Raw genomic sequence first — 18,014 nt, 5'->3', positions numbered from 1 at the left:
AAGGGGATAATAATTGAACAGATTGAGGAAAATGAAATAAATAGACAATCGATGGAACGCCGTGTGCGATGAAAGTTGCACGCACGGTGTGGAGCAGGGGAAAAGGTGGAGATGCCTTCAAAGCCTTACCTATTGCTATCGAGTGGTAACTGTCAGTACTCACCGGAAGACATTGAAGTCAGTAAACGGCTAAAAGAAGCTGGAGAGATAATGGGCATTGAGGTACTAGATTCCATTATCGTCAGTCACTCAGACGGCATTTCCTTACGAGAAAAAGGATTGATATAAATGCAAAAGGGGATTTTCCCCTTTTGTTTCCACTTTGATAAGGAGGAATCACCATGACAAGAGATTATCAGTTAAATGAGGCACAAATAAGTGTACTTCGTAGCCTTCACTTTTGGCGTAGAAATCTGTATGTAGCATCCACCCATCAAGATTTTATCGAGTGTACCAAGAGCAAAAAGCTATTTTTCATGTCTTCAAATCATGTGACCAGTTGGATATTCCCTTCGCAATTCAAAATCGAGTTATTTTTGCATCATCACAAAATACAGCCTTTGGTGACCTAAAGATTGGTGGATGACCACTATCCCCTAAGTGATAAGCCTTTACTTGGGGGATAGTGGTGTTTATTTAAAAAGGAAAATGGATATTTGTTGAATGATTCAACTTGTATTGATACACTAAATTCAACGTTGAATCATTCAACGCAAGGAGGTAGTTTAATGAAAAAAGCGACTTTGGAAATTCTGGCGAAATGCCCGAATCTTAGATTTTACGTGGAATCAAAAGAGCAACAACATGACTTAAAATCACTTAATAAAAATGAACAAGTGCTCGTAGCACTTGCTAGTTTCTTTGAATATGAAGAATCCTTTGATTTAAACCAGCTATTTAAAGAAATGGATTCCGACTGGATTGAATTTGCGATGGATCGGTTGCTCACCTATTTTTATTCCGATACTTACCTAACGAAATCACACAAACCATTAATTATTAAGAATCCAAATGATTTATTGAGTCAAAAGGGCTTTGGGGATTTGATGAATGAACATGGCGGTAATATGGATACCAAGAAAGTTCACATGCTACGTAAGAGAGGGAAACTCCCAATAGAAACGGCGTTAATTGGAGGGAAACCATATTGGCTTAAAGAAGAAATTGAGACATATATCCATGATTTACCGATAAAAAACAGATATACTAACTAGACAAATAATCAAATCCCCCTCACAATAAGAACAAACGTTCTTATTGTGAGGGGGATTATTTATGAAAACATTACCGAATCGAACCATTGCTTGTTTAGACATGCGAAGTTTCTATGCGAGCTGTGCGGCAGCAGACCTTGGATTAGATGTGATGGAAGAAGCAATCGCCATCATTGGAAACTTAGAACAAAAAGGCAGTGTGGTGCTCGCAGCATCTCCACGAATGAAAAAAGAGTTTGGAGTGAAGACAGGTACGCGGTTGTTTGAAATACCGGACCATCCAGAAATTCGTTTAATTGAACCTAAAATGCAATTTTTCGTGGATGTATCCATGGAAATCACCCGATTAATTAGTCAGTATGTCCCGAAAGAAGCCATTCACGTGTATAGCATAGATGAATGCTTTTTTGATTTGTCCGGAACCGAACGATTGTGGGGATCTTTCGATGATACCATTCGGCGTATTCAAGATGACTTGTTGAATCTATTTCAATTGCCTTCAGCAGTAGGTATTGGACCAAATATGTTGATGGCTAAATTGGCGTTGGATTTAGAGGCCAAGAAGACCGGTGTTGCAAAATGGACGTTTGAAGACATTCCACAAAAATTATGGCCTGTGAGTCCTTTAAGCGAGATGTGGGGAATTGGTCGACGAATGGAACAAAACCTAAATGGAATGGGAATTTTTAAGATTGGCGATATCGCTAATAGCGATTTGAAAACGCTTGAAGAACGCTTTGGCTTAATGGGCAATCAACTCTATCATCATGCCTGGGGAATTGATTTATCAGAACTTGGTGCACCTATAATGGAAGGGCAAGTTAGTTATGGAAAAGGGCAAATTTTGTTTCGAGATTATGTGAAAACGGAAGATATCTTTACGGTATTACTTGAAATGTGTGAAGACGTAGCGAGACGTACTCGTGAGGCAGGAAAAGTTGGAAGAACCGTTCATTTGAGTATGGGGTATAGCAAAGAAGTCTTTGGGGGAGGGTTTTCACGTTCACGCACTATGGAAGAGTCAACGAATGAAACTTTAAAAATCTATCGTTTATGCCAGAATCTTTTCTACGAATTTCACCAAGATAAGCCTGTTAGACAAATTTCTTTATCGATTACCAATTTAGAAGATGAATCGTCTATGCAGCTCAGCCTTTTTGAAGAACGCAAATGGCAGAAGCGAAAACTGGGTGAGACGATGGATCAAATTCGCAGAAAATTTGGAACCACAGCTATCTTACGGGCAGTATCTTATACAGAGCCAGGTACTGCAATTTACCGTTCGAGTTTACTTGGTGGACATAGAAAGTAAAATGGGAATATCCATTTTTAATTCTTTGATGTCTCAATTTCTTCCTAATTCTTATCGACTAATTCGTGTTAAAAAAATTAAAAGAAATCAATACCAAACTATTCACTCCAAATCACAATACTAGACACACCACTTAAATCACTATCTGGATTAATTTGGATGTGATATTCTTGATTCATTGAGATGGTTCGAAGTAATATGGGGGAAATTAAAATGGACATTCTGCAAGAATATTAGTCGTTTTTCTCAATTAGCCCTAATTTTACTAATCTTGCTCTAATTCCTCCTTCCTTTCTTTCATGTAACTTCGAGATTTGCTTTATGGACACTCTGGCATTGAAACCAGGGACTTCTTTACGTTATTTTGTTTTTGTTTTTAGTCTCATACCCACAAAAAGAGTTCTAGACTTTATGTATTATTAGAGTATTCTTCAGCTGAAATGTAAAATCCCTCAAGCCATCACAGGAATATAATTCTTATTGGGCACAAATATAGTGCTTCCATGTCGTTGGATAATGGCTTGGCGATCAAATAGTCATCAATTTGATTAGTTAATGGTATTGGTAATACTTATTTAGATTTAGGACAACCAGAGAAAGTGTTGAAAAAATGTTGATTTAGTAATTCGCAGCACTTGTGAAATTTTTTTATTTGTAAAATGAAACCATTATGGGAATTATTCCGTCTTAGGGATACTAAAAAAGGAAGTGAATAAATGGAACTAACCAATAAACAAAATGATACTTTTTCTAATTCAACAAAAGATGAATGGTTGGAAGAAATCATGATTGAATATGGTGATAGGCTAACGAAACTCTCTTTTACCTATCTTAAAGACTGGGGAAGAGCACAGGAAGTGGTTCAAGATGTATTTATCACATGTTATAAAATGCATAGTACATATCCCGATATAAAATATTTTAGGTCTTGGATATATCGTATTACTATTAACCGATGTAAGGATGTACTAAGAAGTTCATTAGTTAAAAGGGTAATTGTAAATAGTAATTTATTTAAATTTGTTAGTTCTCAGGATGCAACACTAGAAGAAAGATCAATTAAAAAAGATGAAAAGGAATTATTAACAGAAAGCATTCTTTTGTTACCGATTAAATACCGGGAAGTTGTTCTTCTGTTTTATTATGAAAACTTGTCAATACAAGAAATAGGAGAATTACTAGGAATTAATCAGAATACCATTAAAACCAGATTAAAAAGAAGCAGAGAAGTTCTGAAAAATCTTTTAGAAAGCAGTGATATAAATGAGAGATAAACTAACCGATTTGCGCACTATGATGGATAACACGGTTTTCAAAGATCAAAAATTTTCAGATCAAAACAAGAGAAATGTAAGAAACAAAATTCATAAAAAAAACGTTAAAGGTAATTTCATTCCAAATATTTTAACATTAACTTTTGTTATCGCATTTTTAGGTATTGGAGCTTATTTTATAGTTCAAGAATTAAAATTATTAGAAAATGATAAATTACACCTCGCAGAACAAACAAAGGTATTAGAAACAATTACCGATTTAAATACAAACTCAGAAGTCAAATTTGTAGAGCCCACTGAAAACACATTGTTGGTAAGTTGGGAATCAGATACTATGGATCGGGGAAACCATGATTATGATACTTTATCTCACAGTGATTTAGTTGTAGATCCTAATTCTGTTGGGATAGAACGGGGTGATGTAATTTATTTTAAGTCGCCTAAATTTACGATTCCAAGTAATCCTGATTTTAAATTACCTACACACTATATTGCAAGAGCAGTTGGTTTACCGGGTGAAACTGTTGAGATAAAAAACGGGCAAGTTTTTATTGATGGAAAAAAGTTAGATACTTTCTATTCTAAAGCTTTAATCACTGGTATGGACGAAGATGAATATTTTGAAAAGGTAAGTTCTGAAAACATCGTAGATGAAGAAGCAATTAAACAATATTTTGCCACATCAATGGACCCAGTTAAAGTTGAAGAGGACACCATATTTGTTTTAGTAGATAATTGGTCTAGGGGCGTTGACAGTAAAGATTTTGGTGTCATATTGTTTGAAAGTATCGAAGGTAAGGTCTTAGGTTATAAAAAATAGAGTCTTGGGTTGATTTATAACATGGTAAAACAGAAGAGGTGAGGAAGAAAGTGTGGAATTTCTTATATTCAATAATTATTTCTATGTTCTTTTTATTGTTAAATTACTATTTGTCACTTACATTTGAAATAAAAGAAGAATTTTTCTTTCTGATTTATGTAATAGTTGTACCTATTCTTTATATAATTAAAGATTTGCCTTTATTATTTTACAATAAAAATAAAACTTTAAAGAAAAGGTTGATTTCTTATTCAATCTCATATATTGGTACATCCATTGTGTTTACAATGTTTTATATAAAGATAAGTGGTATAGATGGTGGATATTTCAGTCTACACCTATTGAAAGAAAGTTTGTATCTATTCTTTATATCTTCTTTGGTATTTTTTGTTCCTATAGAACTAAAATACTTCTTAAATTTCCGAAATCTAAATATAAAAAATTCTTAATAGTAATATCATCGTTATCATTGTTCTGCAAAATGTTCAAAGAAATGTTGTGGACATTGAGTATGAACCTAACTTACTGAAAGTTATTAAAAAGATAAAAAATGGGATTTTAAATAACAGTAATTTATTGTTTTTTGATGATTTAAAAAAGCCTTTCCTTAGTCTCTTTTTACAATGGTAATGGATGATAAGGAATGGGGGATTAGTTAATTACAGAAAGTACCCTTGATGAAATAACAGTAAATAATTAATAATGATTTTTAGCCCCTCTAATAACCTTTTGAAAAATGAAATCCCAGTAAACAAATGTTTATTAGGATTTCATTTTTTTGTATTAAACTTCTTCGTGCTTTTCAGTTGGCCGAGGTAGATCGTCTTCACCTGCCCAATTTGCTTGATTTGGAGCATTCAATAATACCGTACCAAGTATTATTAATAACAATATTTTTTTCTTCATTATAAATCCTCCCATTTGTTTATCGATTTTAGCCTGAATAAGTAATCACTTGCCTTTTTGTAATGTATACCAGCATTTTTAAAACTGTTTAAATCAAAAAAAAGATTGGCTAATAATAAAGAATATTTATGACAGTGACGATAATCTTTTTTATTGTCAAAGTATTTAATTGCATTCGGCAGTGTTTCCATAAGTGCTTTAACATCCGTATTTATGTATAGATAGATGCAAAAGTGATAGTAAAAATGTTGTTCATCTTTAAATCTAGAATTTTGAAATTCATGGATTCCTTTATTGCACCACTCAATTACTTTTGTTCCATTTTCTTTTTTTGAATATTCTTGGATCAGAGATAATAAAGGTATCAGAAAACTTTCTTTCCCCTTTTTATATTTCATACTCAACTTGTAATTTTCAATTGCTCTTTTTGAATCACCTTGTAAAGAATAAACATTACCTAAGTTTTGGTGAATCTTACCTAATGCTCCGGTTAATTTTAATTCTATTGCTAATTGTTGTGCTAACTTTAAATTTTCTTCCGCTTGGAGGTATAAGTGATTTCTTTTCTGCGCAATTGCCAAAATTATATAGGAATCAATCGCTCTCTCAAAAAAAAGATTATCTTTATAATATTTCAGAGATTCCATGGCAAAATCTATTGCATTTAAGTTTTGGTTATTAGATAGATAGGCTAAACTGAGCACATTATTAAAATCGGCCGTTTCCCAGTTGTCAAAAGGAAACTTATTAAGTAAATCCAAATTTGATACTAGATAAGTTAAAGCATCTTCATAATTACCATTTAACTGGTGATAGATACCGTAATTTAAATTATATAAAAATATGTGATAGACATTTAATTTAGGTACCAAAGGTTCTAAGGTAGTTAATAAAGGTTGAACACGTTCATAAGAAATACCGGTTATTAAAATAAATCTTAATTGGATTAGCTTAAATGTAATAAAGTTACTTTCATCTTGAATATTAAATTCATTATTAATATAACCATCTATACCTTCTGTTCCCCTTTTTTTAATTCTAAAAAGTATTGATTGTTTATATGCTTTCTTAATTTCATTAACAAAGGTATTTTCTTTTTCTAAAACAACAATATTATTTTTTATATTTAACCTTTCAAGTAAAAGCAATAATGTTTCTTCACTAGGAATTGTTAATTTATTTTCTATTTTACTTAAATATGACGGAGTACAAATCCCTTTTGCTAAAGTAATTTGTTTCATTTTTTGAAACAAACGTTCCTCTTTGATTAGTAATCCTAAATTATCCACTGAACCTCCCCTCCTAATTAGTTTTTTAAACCCTTTAACAAAAATACCATAATTTAGTAAGAAATAAAATAGAGAATATAGAGAATATTTACTATATTTCATAAAAATGTCCCAATAAATAATGTTTGAATATGTAAAAAACGTAAGTCAATATTATTAGAGAAGACTACTGGCCGGTATATTCATTATTTTAGAAGCGATTCCATTTAGTAAACTATTAAGGAGGAGAAATTTATGAGAAAAATTAAAAAATCATTTTTAGTTCCCATATTTTGTATTTTGATGATGTTTACAATATTCACAACTTCTAGTTCAGCAGCAACATTTGGGACAGTAGGAAATAATACATCATGTGGTGGATCATGCAATGGTTATTACGCAAACCATTTTGCTGCACGTTTCAATGCAGTAACAGCTACTGCACCTAGTTACTATACGACTTCTTCATTTGAAGCAACCTTAACCCACTCAAACCAATATGGAGATCAATGGGCCATTTATAGACTTGCAGCATATTCACTAGGTGAAATAATTCATAGTCAATACTCAACGTCGAGCGATTTAAGAACAAATGCAAACTCATCTTATTGGCATAGAATTTATGCGACAAAAAATCTATATAAAGGTAATAATAAAGTTGAATTCACGATGGTCTATGTCCTAAAGAACTCTAATGGGACAGTGAAAGAAAGATGGTATCCAGTTAGAAGTGCATCTAATATCCAGTAAATTGATTATATAAATTATTTTAGAGGAGGACACAAAATGAAAAAAATTATAGTAATTGCTACGCTTTCATTAATATTATTTTTGGGATTCTCACATTTTTCTGATAAAGGTTTTGCAGGGAAACTTTATACGTTAGACGAACACTCCTTTGAGTTAATTCAACAAAATGAAGATGAGAACAATGTGGTTTCGATAAAATTAGACAAGAATGGGCATTTTTACAATGAAGTCATTGAGGGACCTGACACTGGTAACTTTGAACTTTGGGATGGAGAGAAATTTTACAGATATAATAGTGAATATAAAGATTTGATGATTATAGATAGCCCTGAAGAAAATGGAAAAGTTATTGCACACCCATTCTTAAGTGAGGTAATAAATGAAAAAGTCCAAAGTGATTTGAAGCAAAATAAACTAAATAAAAAAATATTTAATAATACTTATATGAAAAAAAGTGAAATTGAAGATGGCGTTCTGGTAGAAGAAGTACAATTTGATGAAAAAAATAATTATATTTCAAAGTATGTTAAAGAATTTAATGGAAAAAACATTGAAAGCCTAGAAATAACTAATCTAAAAAAATTCAACAAAGATATTACTGTTGAAGATTACATCAATATTGAAAATCTTGTATCAAATGGCGCAACTATTTCAGAAAATAAAAACCAATAACCTTCCAGAGGAGTCATTAATATGAAGAAGTTAATATCTGTCATGCTAGTTATCTCATGTATAAGTTTAATATTTATTGTATTCTCCTCCAACTCTAGTGCAGCAGCTAAATATAAAAATTTTAAAAACATTGCCGTGGTTGAAAAAGAAAATGAGATAGAAATTAGTTGGGAAGAGAGAGAAGAAATCGATTATTATCTTGTAACTGATGAATCTGGAAAAGTTTTATATAAAGGTAAAGAAAATAGATATAAAATTAAAACCGAGAATAGTGCAGATGTCTATAATGTTTTTTTAAGTGGATATAGTAAAGGATTATTTAATGAACATTCCTTGTTATATAAAACAAATATAGTAGCTTATTCTCATGTTGAAAAAAAGGGGTTTAATAACGTTGTCGTTGCTTCTAACCAAGTCGAACTTACATGGGAAAAAATGAGTGGTGCTTCTGTATACTCAATTTATAAAGATGAAGTACTAATAGAAACCACAACAGATTCTACTTTTATTGATAATAATATTAATTCTTTAAAAGAATCTACTTATAGTGTTGTTTTTACTGTAAGTTCTAAGAAGCAAGATAGTTCTGTAAAAGAGGATGTGGAAGCTAAGCAATACTCATATATCATTAGTGTCAATCCAAGCTTAATTGATAATGAAAGCCTCATTCAACCAATGTTAATATCAGACGGTGGAGATTCAACAAAATTTAGATTTATGTCCTTTATTCAATCCAGTTCGACAAGTTTATCTATTTTAGGAAGTTCCTGGGGATTTGATACGTATTCTGGGGATAATAGATCTTTTGGATATAGTTATGGAGATAATCGGACTACGACACCTAAATATAGAACAATGCAAGAAGTAGATATTCTTTTTTCAGATAGAAGGGCGACGTACTACGAAAATGTAGGTACAACACATAGATATGACGATTCAACCGGAGCTTTAAAATGTACAGCAAGAGCTTCATTGGGGAATACTTCTTTTGCAAATTACTTGTGGTCATCTACATCTGTAGGCTTTAACATATATCTCTCATCTTCCAATCCTTGTGAAACTGCTGCTCCACCTATTGATGCAATAGGTACTGTAAAACTTTATAAGAGTTCTGGAGCCGTAGTAGGTACAACATATCTTTATTTAGAACACGATGGTTTTCCTGCATATGAAGTTTATCGCAAAACGGGTTCTCTAGCTTCTAGAACAATTTATACTTATAATCCTTCTACTACAGGAGGAACTGCACTAAAATTATTTGCGCCTTTAGATAGGGCGGTTGAAGTAACAAACTAGTACTTTCTTTATTAAACCGAAATTGAGCAATTTGTTGAGCGTATAGAAGAAGGGGACGCAGTAACAGAAGTATGATGAAAAAGAAAAGAGGCTGACTCAAAAAGTTCGTCATTCGACGCAATTTTTTGAGTCAGCCTCTTTTTCTGATGTTCAGTTTTTCTAAATGTGGAAAACAAAGAACCGACAAGTTAGATCTGTCGGTTCTTTGTTTATTCTTATAGTTCCCAAAGTTCATTTGCTTTTAGCAGTTTATCTAAGGTGGTACATGCCTCCCACTGGCGGTCGCAGTCCCTATCATACTCAGTAGCTTAACACCTGCGGAAACATACACCGCAACCACGATTCCTGTGGCAGCAGTCGCTGAGTCCACTCCCTTAGCAGAAGCGAAAAGGCTTGGAGCATGATTATGAACGCAGGTTTAGGCTACGTATTAATTCAAATGTCTCCATTGTTCTTGAACATGCTCAGAACGATTGGAGAAGCTGTTTGAGAAGATCCGTACAAAATAAAAACCCCCTCTCTGTATTTAAACAGGAGGGGGTTTTTTTAAGCTCAAAGGCTCAAAATGATCATGCTTTCGCATGTTAGACTCAAAGGTCCAAAAATATAGTTGGTACTTTTTGTAACGCGTTGTTACTTTAAATCCATTTTACCATGCTTTTCCCTAGGTTGTCAAAACAAAAGTTACGTTACATTTTTATTTTGCCTCTTCTAATTCTGCAATGCGGCTCTTTAACGCTGCGATCTCATCGTCTCTCTTAGAAATATCTATGTCTTTAGCAGAAACTTCCGCCTCTTTCAAAGCAAGCTCGTTTGCTAATGTTTGCGTTTGCAAACTGGCGATTATAGCGTCTTTAGCATCAACTTCTTGGCTTAACCCTACAATTTCTAAAGCTAAGGCGTCGATCTCATCATTCAGCTTTTCTATTTCTTCTAGCAACTTATCATATGTATATTCAGCCAATTGCTTCATGATAACTTCGTCTATTTCTTTTAACTTGGCTGGACTAGTCACTCTTCCATGTTTTACAAGAATTCTTCGTTTAGAGATATATCTCAATTGCTCCACCTTTATACCGCTGTTATTTTTAACTCCCCCTTGGTTAGTAACATTTTTATCTAAGTTCACGTGAGTATCAACCCCATCGCTGTAACATGATGAAGACATTGGAGCAATAACCACGCCATAAGTATGGTTTACCAGTACGATGGCGGGATGTTCATATGTTAGCTCTTCACCGAAGTGACCAAATAGATCCACAAAAATTATATCTCCCTTTGTGAAGGTCCAGTGAGTCAAAGGAGCACTTAAGGTACCTGCCTTATCTTGTATATATAAATCCAATCCAAGTAGCCAGTTGATTCCATCTTCCAACTGCCATCGACGGACTTTATCATCTAATTTTCTAACCTGCCCAATAAGATCGACAATAAATTGAGGATCACGATCAACCCGTTTACCATCGCTGGGTTTCCTCCTGGTTGTCTGATTGTATCTGATTTGCGATTTGTAGTAAGATTTGGAACGCATTTCGAATTCTTCCTTTCGTAGCAGTTGCTACCAAATTTTATTACGACTTCTTAAATAATCGACTCCATAAGGATGTTTTCTCTTCTTTTGGAGCTATCAATGTTTTTTTGCTCTTCGATGGCCAATTGTTCATCTCGTTGCTGCTGTAAATCAGTTTGAAGTTGTTCGATGCTATGAGGGAGCATTCGAACCCGTTCTTTTTGAGCAGCATTTTGGCGTTCGAGTTGCTCTTGGAGAGCTTGAATAACCTCATATTGTTTCTCGATTAACTCACGCATGCCAATCATCTCTTGAATTACAGGCGTCATATCGTTGTTATGACGCTCTTCGGCGTTTTGTAACGCTTCATATGTCGTGTCAAGTTCCGTTACATCGTTACCTTTCGACCACACATCTTTTTCATTGTACCAACGCTGACCTTGTGCATTGCGGGAGAACTCATATCCGAACTTTTCTAAAAGCAGAGAATACTTACGTAATGTCGATTCTTTCACGTTTAATAAGCTGGCGATATCTGCCGGACTGTATACCATGATCTCACCTCTGAATCGCGTATATGCTTTTTCTTTAATCATAGACAAGTATTGACAATAGGGGAAGGGGCCACAAACTTTCAAGCTGTAGATTCAATCCCTCTTTTTATTGTTTCTTTTCTGACCATCTCCCGTGACTATATCATAAAAAATGGAAATCTTATTCAGTGATTTTATAGTTGGATACCGTCAACAATCGTTCTCATATTAAGAATAGATGCATGAATCATAGAAATCCATCTCCCTACTTTTGAGCACAATCATATTCTTATTCACCTAAATCAAAAAAAGGACCAGTAATTCTAATCTGGTCCTCTTACTATATATTACTCTTAAAAAACTAGTATTTTCTTGAATTCTTTAATTAATAATTGCTCTCGTTTTTCAATAAACACAGGAAAGTCATTAATCCTAAATGAAACATTTGGAATATAATGTTTCTTAGAATATTCCGCCTTTGCTGTCGGGGATGAATATGTCTTATTTAGCCAAGCCTCGAAACCCGTATTTGATTTTTGGATATTTGGAATGCCTTCAAGGAGTTGAAGGTTAGCAATACAATTCATATTTTCTGAATATAAGTTTATTTCTGATTCTTGAATACCTAATTTTATTAGTTCTTTTTTCTTAAATAAGCTTTTCGCAAAAATATGATCTAAATGGAATTTATTTCGAAAATCAAGTGTTGGATAGAGCATGGATAAAACTGCAAAAGTATGGCTTTGCCCGTAGTTATAAGTTAATAAATTATTCAATTCATCTTGGTCAAAGGTAAATGTCTTAGTAGTTCCTTTAAAGGTTTCGACAATTATTTTTAATGGGAAACCATTTGAATTTTCTTTAATAACACGTCTTAAAGGACGTAATACATTATCTGGTGCACCGCCAAATGTCTTTTTCAACAATGCAATTGATAGCCATTTTTTTATTAACTGACGATCTCCCTCAAAGTTATTTAATAAAGTGTAATTTTTCGGTATTCCTATTTGACGTAAATAATAAGCAATGGGTATTACAGCATTCTTAGAAGTCAAAGTATCTTCTGAATATCCAAAAGTCGCAATCAACTCTACAGCTAATCGGATTGAATCCTTAATATTGTCCCATTCATTTTCAATTTTTTGCATTGTATTGGCATTAAAATTATCAACTTTAAATGCAATATCACTAAAATCAGATAGAACAAGGCATGACTTCAAAACAAAATCTTTATTAAAGAAAAATCCGTCTCCAATTTGATTGATTTCGTCGACAAAGGAAGTAATTTCCTTTCGCGCATCCTTATTTTTCCATTGCGCTGTTGCTATGGACAATAAGAGATCAGAGTAACTTAATTGCGTTCCACCACTATTTACTCGAATGAAAATATTAAGTACCTTTTCCAGCTCTTGATCCTTCTCTAAATAATAATTGATACTAGGTGTTTGGTTAATAGCTTCAAATAATTTAAATAAGGTTTTGTTCGCAAAACTTGATTGCTCTACTGGCAGTGTGAGTAAATTTTTCTCAAGTAAATATGTATTTACGTCCATAAATTCTTTAAACGTTAATATATCTGCCACTTTGAACCAATGTGCGACCTTTTGAATATTATCGTCTAATGCTTCGTCATTTGTTAAAAAGCAAAAATCATATACAAAATCAAACTCTTCTGAAGGTGCTAGTAAATCTAAATATAAAAAACGCTCAGGGTATGCGGTGGGATTACTACGACGGAGACGAGGAATTTTATATGCATAACTCCCTTTTAATCCGATATACATTGAAGTTAAACGTTGCTGACCATCCAAAATTGCTACAAGATCTTCTGTGCCGTCAATACTAGCTGCAGGATTATGATGATTTTTCATTTCGTGATAGTTACGAATAAACTCATAAAATTGGAATTTTTTACTATTTGATTTCACCACGTGCCAAAAAAGAAATGATCCTACAGGATATCCTTGCATTAAAGAATCAAACAATCGCTCAATTTGATCAGTACCCCAGACAAACTCACGCTGAATTGCAGGCAACACATACTTTTTTCTATGAATATTTTCAATCACTTCACGAATTGTTAAAGGTGTCTGAAACGCCATATCTATCTTCTCCCCATCTCTGTTTATGTAACTATGAGAAATTACTCAATTAGTTTAAGTGTTCTATAATTCATTATATATTAACATAAAAATCCAATTTACTTATTTTGTTACTGAAATATTTTTATGCATGTTCCAAAACTCGTCCATTTCTAAACATGACACTAATGGTTCTTAAAGATATCAATTTAAATCTATTATCAAACTGACCATTATTCTATGTTCATTTACCTATATTTGTCTTACTTAAGTTACAATAAATCAAAAAATTCCTTAAAATAATTAACCTATAAATAAGAAGTTAGATTAAAACAGTTGCAGCCGCATTTAGCAAATTATTTGCTAAGATGCAGCTGCAATATTAAATGTTACTCTATAAATACCACAATATATGGAGGGGAAAGTAGTATGAGGGAATTAGAATTTGAAAGATTTTTAGTGGAAAGTGTAGTTATTCACAGTAAGGAAAAAGCTGTAATTTCACGAGTTGCAAAAGCTTTAAAGGTAGAAAGGGATCTAAAAGTAAATTTAGATAATATTGTAGGTAATGATGAAGAAACATATAAGCTTTTACTACGTATCCGCGAACAGATGAATGAATTAAATGGAGTATATCAGAATTCAGTACGAAAATATTATTTGTTCGTAAACAACAGACAGTTTCCAAGGTTAAAAATTTACGAAAAGAATAAAACAAAGAATAACTGAGCTAATGGAATATCAGTTGTTTGAAATAAGCAGTTCGTAAAACTAGAATATCTATTTATGAGCGTTCTCTTTTAAAGCCACACTTTACTAACTCTTGTGGGTAACAAGAAACAGCTACCCTCATAGGATAGCTTCTTTCTTGTTCCTTATTTAACTAGACTGCCCGTTAGTGAAAAAAATATATTTTCACCATACAAATTTAGATGATATGACCATAAACTTCAGTTGTTCCTGTACAGACACTCATTCGCAAATTGTTATAAATCGGCCAACGATGAAAATGTTCTTTCGTTCATTTATTTTGCCTCAAAATTCTAGGAATTTACTCACCTACCATACCGTCCCCATCATTATCTTGCATATATGCGTATAACCAATGGTCACTCATTATAGGCATACTGAAACCTGCTGTTTTTGCTTCTTTAATCGTCACCTGCCCATTACCATTTGTATCAACACTAGAAATATCACCGTTTGTGTTTGAACTAGTTGAATCAGAAGGCTCACTACTCGTTAAACCGAGAGATGCATTTACTTCGTCAGGGTTCACATTGTCAAATGTATCAACGATCTCGTTACCCATTAATGTATAGGTATACTGATAACTTGAAGGAATCTGCGTTTCCGTATTCGGATATGTGATAATTGCTTCAAAATTAGTAGCTCCACCTGTGCTACGAATCACGTCTTCCATATAAGCTTGATCGCCATGTCGGTTGAGTGTACTATCTTGTGGGGCAATATTATAAGCATTCGATACCCCTCCGAGAGAATCAGCAATGATATGTCCCTCATCTAAACCGTCACTTTCGACGCCAGGAACCTTTGCCTCATCAGCATAGTATCTGCCAGACGATACTACAGGTTCGTTACTGTCATCTTGTATAATGATTTCGTCAGAAATGACACGTACTAGTTGCCCGTGTTCATTAGTAAATGCCCAATATTCACGGTCACCGTAACCAATGTCAACGACGACGTTAGGTTCACGATATCCAGACAAATCACCACCATCAACTTCAATAAGTTTGTATCCTGAGAACCGTTCATTATTTGGTTGGGTTGGTGTTTCTTTTACTATTGGTTTATCAACAACCGTAGTGACAGTTTCTTCTTCTTTTTCATTATTTTTAGTTGTTTCAGCTGCGGTTACTTCTTGTGGTTCTGTTTCTACATCTGCAATGGATGTATCTTCTAAATTGGTACAACCAACCAAAAAGATGGTCGTTAAAAGTAAGAATAAATAGTTCATTTTCTTTTTCATTTTAGGACTCTCCTATAATAGTTTCAATAAGAAAAAGGCTTTACCCCTTCTTAAAGTAAAGCACCCGTTAGTTAAATAACACTCACGTTTTTGGTTACATTAACCAGATAATAAAATGAACATACCAAAAGTGATAATAACTAAACCGAATAATATCAAAACTACTCTTATTATCCAAAACGGGACATATTTAAATAATAAAGATAGCAAAAATAATACAAGCGTTTCTACTACTCCAGCACCGTAGACAGCATTACCATTTATATATTCATTCTTTTTATGCTTAATTTTATTAAGTTTAAACCCCTGAATAATAACAATGGTGCCGATTAAAATAATAATTGATACTCCAATATACATCCAATTCATCTTATCACCTACTCATTTACTTCTTTCTTATTTCCAAAAATAGCTAACCACATCACAAACAAACCAAGTAAAATTAAAAAGATTAAAAATAGGACTACCCATCCTTTTACCATCATTCCTACGACATTTGTAGTTCAAACAAGCTTCATATTCACGCGGTAAATTAATCCTTTTATACAACTAACCTGCCGCGTTAGTTCAACAAGCAAAAGGCTTTACCTCTACTTGAAGTAAAGCGCCCGTTAGTGGAATATGGAATCTGCCAGTGAATGGCTTCTTATTAGAACTCAGAAACCCTCCACTATGAATTTTTCAGACTTGAAATTACCAGGTTCCCAAACATTTGTATATCTTTAATATAATCGAAACCTAAGTTCTCGGATGCATTTAAACTATTGGACATTCTAACAGCCACAGCATTATATTCGGGAATAACAGTACAGGAACAGCCGGATGCTCCAAGGATTTGATAAGAACCATCTGGTAATTCTGAACCTAATTCATTGTAAGTAACAGACACATCTCCATCCTTAACCCACCATAAAAACCCGAACTTTGGAAGTTGATGGGGAAAAGAATTAGGACTTTGAACAGAAGTAGTTAGTTCAAATATCTCTTGTGGAAGTATTGATTTACCTTCAAATACCCCTTTGTTTAAATGTAAATTTCCCCAATATGCTAATTCTTCGGTACTTATATATAGATTTCTTTCATCACCTAAATTTGAACCTATTCTCAATGTAGGATAACTCTTAGACGAATCTATATCACAAACTAAATTGTTGTTTCCTTCAGTAACCCACCCAGTGTTTGACCAATGTAAAGGCTTAAACACTTTCTTTAAGAGGATGTCGTTTACTGTTTTGCCAGTAGCTTTGTATAAGATTTTTGCCAATATTTCTGGTTTCTTTCCCTCAATATCAGTTCCTAAATCAAAGGCACGATAAACTTTACTATTTTCAAATTTCAGACCAGTACACCTTGTTAATAGATGTCTAATCGTTGTCTCTCCAAGAGTTTCTTTATTATATTCATTTAAATATTTACTTAAATTATCATCCAAGCTTAATAAACCTTCATTTATAGCTATTGCAATTGCGAGTCCAACATAAGTAACTCTAACCGAATAAACATTGAATCTCGAATCATAATTTATCTTTTTTGCCCCTTGCTCAAAATGATGCTCCCCCGAGTACCATTCGTGTACTATTTTATTATCTTTCATAATAACCACAGCAGAAGCTGATGCTTTTATATTTCTTTGTACTTTTTCAGTATATATAGTGAGTTCTTTAAAAGCATCTTTCTTTAAAGTCTTATTCATCCATTAACCCACCCTTTCTTTAGATATAAGTTCTCTTGTTATTCCACTAACCTGCTCCGTTAGTGCAATAAGGAATTAGGCTTTACTTCTTACTAAAGCACCCGTTAATTGAAGAAGGAAATTAATATAAGAGTAACTATTTCAACTTTGAATTGGTTATCAGATAAAAATTTCATTTCGCAAATAAATTTATGGAGGATACAAATAGATTCCAAACTATATGAAGAATAATCGGTACTGATAATCTATTTGTAAGATAATAACTATAAGAAATGACCATTGATAGCCAGAAAAGGTTTGGAAAACTTAATAAAGACATATGCCACCCTGCGAAAAGTAGTGATGTGAAAAGAATGCTTACTAAAATATTGAATTTCTTAGAAAATATGTTAAAAATAATCTTTCTGAATATTAACTCTTCTAATATAGGGGCAATAAGAACCATTGGAATTATCAGAATTGGGAACGCCTTTAAAGTATTAATAGTATTACTTTCAGTGGACGTGTCAAAAAATGTGCTTACTAATGAAATGATTATAGTCCCAACTAAAGTTATAAAAAATCCCAAGCAAATCACTAATAAAGATTTTTTAACTGTAGACTTATCTTTTTCAAAAACTTTTACTTTTAAATCTTCTTTTAAAAGATAGACAACGGGTATTAATAAAGTTGGGAAAAGTATGAAATTTAGG

At 33.0% G+C, this 18,014-nt stretch carries 19 protein-coding genes; 10 read left to right on the top strand and 9 right to left on the bottom strand.

Annotated elements, in window-relative coordinates; genetic code table 11:
- The first annotated feature begins 111 nt into the window (after window positions 1–111).
- The 6 genes from AC3EA5_RS07535 to lepB all read left to right on the top strand — a co-directional run bounded on the left by AC3EA5_RS07535 (window position 112) and on the right by lepB (window position 4,620).
- Window positions 112–288 (top strand): JAB domain-containing protein, encoded by a 177-nt coding sequence (locus AC3EA5_RS07535; protein ID WP_488607770.1) that lies wholly within the window; start codon window positions 112–114, stop codon window positions 286–288.
- A 53-nt stretch (window positions 289–341) separates the two neighbouring features.
- Window positions 342–572, top strand: coding sequence for a hypothetical protein (locus AC3EA5_RS07530; protein WP_488607769.1), 231 nt, complete (start codon window positions 342–344; stop codon window positions 570–572).
- Window positions 573–728: 156 nt separating this feature from the next.
- Window positions 729–1,214, top strand: coding sequence for a hypothetical protein (locus tag AC3EA5_RS07525; RefSeq protein WP_488607768.1), 486 nt, complete (start codon window positions 729–731; stop codon window positions 1,212–1,214).
- A 61-nt stretch (window positions 1,215–1,275) separates the two neighbouring features.
- The gene (locus tag AC3EA5_RS07520) at window positions 1,276–2,526 is read left to right on the top strand and encodes a Y-family DNA polymerase (protein WP_488607767.1); all 1,251 of its coding nucleotides are present in this window, start codon (window positions 1,276–1,278) and stop codon (window positions 2,524–2,526) included.
- A 716-nt stretch (window positions 2,527–3,242) separates the two neighbouring features.
- Window positions 3,243–3,800, top strand: coding sequence for a sigma-70 family RNA polymerase sigma factor (locus tag AC3EA5_RS07515; RefSeq protein WP_488607766.1), 558 nt, complete (start codon window positions 3,243–3,245; stop codon window positions 3,798–3,800).
- Window positions 3,790–4,620 (top strand): signal peptidase I, encoded by an 831-nt coding sequence (gene lepB, locus AC3EA5_RS07510; protein WP_488607765.1) that lies wholly within the window; start codon window positions 3,790–3,792, stop codon window positions 4,618–4,620. Before AC3EA5_RS07515 ends, lepB begins: the two co-directional genes overlap by 11 nt.
- Window positions 4,621–5,403: 783 nt before the next feature.
- Here the strand turns inward: lepB and AC3EA5_RS07505 are convergent.
- Together AC3EA5_RS07505 and AC3EA5_RS07500 are read right to left on the bottom strand one after the other, a co-directional pair.
- Window positions 5,404–5,526: a hypothetical protein gene (locus AC3EA5_RS07505; RefSeq protein WP_488607764.1), complete on the bottom strand. Its 123-nt coding sequence runs from the start codon at window positions 5,524–5,526 to the stop codon at window positions 5,404–5,406.
- Window positions 5,526–6,815: a helix-turn-helix domain-containing protein gene (locus AC3EA5_RS07500; protein ID WP_488607763.1), complete on the bottom strand. Its 1,290-nt coding sequence runs from the start codon at window positions 6,813–6,815 to the stop codon at window positions 5,526–5,528. Before AC3EA5_RS07500 ends, AC3EA5_RS07505 begins: the two co-directional genes overlap by 1 nt.
- A 234-nt stretch (window positions 6,816–7,049) precedes the next feature.
- On the opposite strand from AC3EA5_RS07500, the gene AC3EA5_RS07495 reads away from it, so the two are divergent.
- Genes AC3EA5_RS07495 through AC3EA5_RS07485 form a run of 3 tightly spaced genes read left to right on the top strand, consistent with a single transcriptional unit; the run spans window position 7,050 to window position 9,512 of the window.
- Window positions 7,050–7,544 carry a hypothetical protein gene (locus AC3EA5_RS07495; protein WP_488607762.1) on the top strand — a complete coding sequence of 165 codons (495 nt, stop codon included), beginning with the start codon at window positions 7,050–7,052 and terminating at the stop codon, window positions 7,542–7,544.
- A gap of 36 nt (window positions 7,545–7,580) precedes the next feature.
- On the top strand, window positions 7,581–8,216 hold the full coding sequence (locus tag AC3EA5_RS07490) for a hypothetical protein (protein WP_488607761.1): 636 nt from the start codon (window positions 7,581–7,583) through the stop codon (window positions 8,214–8,216).
- Between the two features lie 21 nt (window positions 8,217–8,237).
- Window positions 8,238–9,512 (top strand): DUF3238 domain-containing protein, encoded by a 1,275-nt coding sequence (locus AC3EA5_RS07485; protein ID WP_488607760.1) that lies wholly within the window; start codon window positions 8,238–8,240, stop codon window positions 9,510–9,512.
- A gap of 697 nt (window positions 9,513–10,209) precedes the next feature.
- Here AC3EA5_RS07485 and AC3EA5_RS07480 read toward each other — a convergent pair.
- The 3 genes from AC3EA5_RS07480 to AC3EA5_RS07470 all read right to left on the bottom strand — a co-directional run bounded on the left by AC3EA5_RS07480 (window position 10,210) and on the right by AC3EA5_RS07470 (window position 13,624).
- Complete coding sequence (locus AC3EA5_RS07480; protein ID WP_488607759.1) at window positions 10,210–11,043, bottom strand: type II toxin-antitoxin system PemK/MazF family toxin; 834 nt, start codon at window positions 11,041–11,043, stop codon at window positions 10,210–10,212.
- 50 nt (window positions 11,044–11,093) lie between these two features.
- Complete coding sequence (locus AC3EA5_RS07475; RefSeq protein ID WP_488607758.1) at window positions 11,094–11,576, bottom strand: hypothetical protein; 483 nt, start codon at window positions 11,574–11,576, stop codon at window positions 11,094–11,096.
- 332 nt (window positions 11,577–11,908) lie between these two features.
- Window positions 11,909–13,624 carry a DUF262 domain-containing protein gene (locus AC3EA5_RS07470; protein WP_488607757.1) on the bottom strand — a complete coding sequence of 572 codons (1,716 nt, stop codon included), beginning with the start codon at window positions 13,622–13,624 and terminating at the stop codon, window positions 11,909–11,911.
- 441 nt (window positions 13,625–14,065) lie between these two features.
- On the opposite strand from AC3EA5_RS07470, the gene AC3EA5_RS07465 reads away from it, so the two are divergent.
- The gene (locus AC3EA5_RS07465) at window positions 14,066–14,365 is read left to right on the top strand and encodes a hypothetical protein (RefSeq protein ID WP_488607756.1); all 300 of its coding nucleotides are present in this window, start codon (window positions 14,066–14,068) and stop codon (window positions 14,363–14,365) included.
- 322 nt (window positions 14,366–14,687) lie between these two features.
- Here AC3EA5_RS07465 and AC3EA5_RS07460 read toward each other — a convergent pair whose 3' ends face one another.
- From AC3EA5_RS07460 to AC3EA5_RS07445, 4 genes are all read right to left on the bottom strand, one after another.
- On the bottom strand, window positions 14,688–15,629 hold the full coding sequence (locus AC3EA5_RS07460) for a DNA/RNA non-specific endonuclease (RefSeq protein WP_488607755.1): 942 nt from the start codon (window positions 15,627–15,629) through the stop codon (window positions 14,688–14,690).
- Window positions 15,630–15,728: 99 nt separating this feature from the next.
- Window positions 15,729–15,998: a hypothetical protein gene (locus AC3EA5_RS07455; RefSeq protein ID WP_488607754.1), complete on the bottom strand. Its 270-nt coding sequence runs from the start codon at window positions 15,996–15,998 to the stop codon at window positions 15,729–15,731.
- Between the two features lie 301 nt (window positions 15,999–16,299).
- Window positions 16,300–17,322: a serine hydrolase domain-containing protein gene (locus AC3EA5_RS07450; protein ID WP_488607753.1), complete on the bottom strand. Its 1,023-nt coding sequence runs from the start codon at window positions 17,320–17,322 to the stop codon at window positions 16,300–16,302.
- A 172-nt stretch (window positions 17,323–17,494) separates the two neighbouring features.
- Window positions 17,495–18,014, bottom strand: a 520-nt coding sequence (locus AC3EA5_RS07445) for a CPBP family intramembrane glutamic endopeptidase (RefSeq protein ID WP_488607752.1), incomplete at its 5' end; no start/stop codon positions are given.

It is taken from the genome of Paenisporosarcina sp. (assembly GCF_057785155.1).
The sequence above is the reverse complement of the archived record's forward strand: the minus strand, read 5'-3'. Positions and strand labels throughout refer to the sequence as shown.

What these genes read in the sequence shown, in the direction of transcription:
- AC3EA5_RS07530 (WP_488607769.1), top strand. Translation starts at nt 342, where the DNA reads ATGACAAGAGATTATCAGTTAAATGAGGCACAAATAAGTGTACTTCGT.
- AC3EA5_RS07480 (WP_488607759.1), bottom strand. Translation starts at nt 11,043, where the DNA reads ATGCGTTCCAAATCTTACTACAAATCGCAAATCAGATACAATCAGACA.
- AC3EA5_RS07460 (WP_488607755.1), bottom strand. Translation starts at nt 15,629, where the DNA reads ATGAAAAAGAAAATGAACTATTTATTCTTACTTTTAACGACCATCTTT.
- AC3EA5_RS07475 (WP_488607758.1), bottom strand. Translation starts at nt 11,576, where the DNA reads ATGGTATACAGTCCGGCAGATATCGCCAGCTTATTAAACGTGAAAGAA.
- AC3EA5_RS07450 (WP_488607753.1), bottom strand. Translation starts at nt 17,322, where the DNA reads ATGAATAAGACTTTAAAGAAAGATGCTTTTAAAGAACTCACTATATAT.
- AC3EA5_RS07525 (WP_488607768.1), top strand. Translation starts at nt 729, where the DNA reads ATGAAAAAAGCGACTTTGGAAATTCTGGCGAAATGCCCGAATCTTAGA.
- AC3EA5_RS07465 (WP_488607756.1), top strand. Translation starts at nt 14,066, where the DNA reads ATGAGGGAATTAGAATTTGAAAGATTTTTAGTGGAAAGTGTAGTTATT.
- AC3EA5_RS07485 (WP_488607760.1), top strand. Translation starts at nt 8,238, where the DNA reads ATGAAGAAGTTAATATCTGTCATGCTAGTTATCTCATGTATAAGTTTA.
- AC3EA5_RS07490 (WP_488607761.1), top strand. Translation starts at nt 7,581, where the DNA reads ATGAAAAAAATTATAGTAATTGCTACGCTTTCATTAATATTATTTTTG.
- AC3EA5_RS07455 (WP_488607754.1), bottom strand. Translation starts at nt 15,998, where the DNA reads ATGAATTGGATGTATATTGGAGTATCAATTATTATTTTAATCGGCACC.
- AC3EA5_RS07495 (WP_488607762.1), top strand. Translation starts at nt 7,050, where the DNA reads ATGAGAAAAATTAAAAAATCATTTTTAGTTCCCATATTTTGTATTTTG.
- AC3EA5_RS07520 (WP_488607767.1), top strand. Translation starts at nt 1,276, where the DNA reads ATGAAAACATTACCGAATCGAACCATTGCTTGTTTAGACATGCGAAGT.
- lepB (WP_488607765.1), top strand. Translation starts at nt 3,790, where the DNA reads ATGAGAGATAAACTAACCGATTTGCGCACTATGATGGATAACACGGTT.
- AC3EA5_RS07515 (WP_488607766.1), top strand. Translation starts at nt 3,243, where the DNA reads ATGGAACTAACCAATAAACAAAATGATACTTTTTCTAATTCAACAAAA.
- AC3EA5_RS07535 (WP_488607770.1), top strand. Translation starts at nt 112, where the DNA reads ATGCCTTCAAAGCCTTACCTATTGCTATCGAGTGGTAACTGTCAGTAC.
- AC3EA5_RS07505 (WP_488607764.1), bottom strand. Translation starts at nt 5,526, where the DNA reads ATGAAGAAAAAAATATTGTTATTAATAATACTTGGTACGGTATTATTG.